Raw genomic sequence first — 1471 nt, 5'->3', positions numbered from 1 at the left:
GTCGGCGGCGGGGTGGGCCGCGAGCCACCGCTGGATGGCGATGCGCGCGGCCGGGGTGTGGGCGTGCTCCAGCCATTCACGGGAGGGCTCGGAGGCGGGGTCCTGGCCCATGAGGAGCTGCACGGTGTCGCCGTCGTGCAGGACGGTGCTGAGCCGGGCGAGGCGGCCGTTGACACGCGCGCCGATGCAGGCGTGCGCGTCGTCGCCGTACTGCGCATAGGCGGCGTCGACGCAGGTGGCGCCCTCGGGCAGGCCCAGGGTGCCGCCGTCGGGGCGGACCACGGTGATCTCCCGGTCCTGGGCGAGGTCCTCGCGCAAGGTGGACCAGAAGGTGTCGGGGTCGGGCGCGGCGCGCTGCCAGTCGAGGAGGCGGGAGAGCCAGCCGGGACGGGTGGGGTCGACGCGCTCGCCGTCGGCCGCCGCGGACTGTTCCTCGGGCGCCGTGTAGGGATTTCCGAGCGCGATCACGCCCGCCTCGGCCGCGCGGTGCATCTGGTGGGTGCGGATGAGGACTTCGGCGATCTGGCCGTCGGGGCGGGCGACGGCGGTGTGCAGCGACTGGTACAGGTTGAACTTGGGTACGGCGATGAAGTCCTTGAACTCCGAGACGACCGGCGTCATGCAGGTGTGCAGCTCGCCGAGGACGCCGTAGCAGTCGGCGTCCTCGTTCACGAGGACGAGCAGTCGCCCGAAGTCGGTGCCGCGCAGTTCGCCGCGTTTGCGGCTGACGCGGTGGAGGGAGACGAAGTGCCGCGGGCGGATGAGGACTTCGGCGGGGATGTCGGCCTCGCGCAGCACCGCGCGCACCTCTTCGGCGACCTCTTCCAGCGGGTCGTCGGCCCGGGACGCGTTCTCCGCGATGAGTTCTCTGACGGCCCGGTACTCCTCGGGGTGGAGGATGGCGAAGACCAGGTCCTCCAGCTCGGTCTTGAGGGCCTGCACACCGAGGCGTTCGGCGAGCGGGATGAGGACGTCGCGGGTGACCTTGGCGATGCGCGCCTGTTTCTCGGGGCGCATCACGCCGAGCGTGCGCATGTTGTGCAGGCGGTCGGCGAGTTTGATCGACATCACGCGCACGTCGTTGCCGGTGGCGACGAGCATCTTGCGGAAGGTCTCGGGCTCGGCGGCGGCTCCGTAGTCGACCTTCTCCAGCTTGGTGACGCCGTCGACCAGATAACGGACCTCCTCCCCGAACTGTTCCCGCACCTGATCCAGCGTCACTTCGGTGTCCTCGACGGTGTCGTGGAGCAGGGAGGCGACCAACGTGGTCGTCTCGGCGCCGAGTTGGGCCAGGATCAGGGTGACGGCGAGGGGGTGCGTGATGTACGGCTCGCCGCTCTTGCGCATCTGGCCGCGGTGCGAGGACTCCGCGAGCAGATAGGCGCGGCGCAGCGGACCGAGGTCGGCGTCGGGGTGGTGGGCGCGGTGGGCCTCGGCCACGTGCCCGATGGCGGCGGGGAGCCTGCCCCGG

The 1471-nt window shown here is 71.3% G+C and carries 1 protein-coding gene; it reads right to left on the bottom strand.

The features are described from left to right. A partial coding sequence (locus GTW40_RS01595) for an HD domain-containing protein (RefSeq protein ID WP_161178332.1) occupies window positions 1-1471 on the bottom strand: 1471 nt, incomplete at both ends.

The organism is Streptomyces sp. SID4985 (assembly GCF_009863025.1).
In the GTDB taxonomy this organism is placed as follows: Bacteria; Actinomycetota; Actinomycetes; order Streptomycetales; family Streptomycetaceae; genus Streptomyces.
Note: the sequence above shows the minus strand (reverse complement) of the source record. Positions and strands in the feature narration are given on the sequence as shown.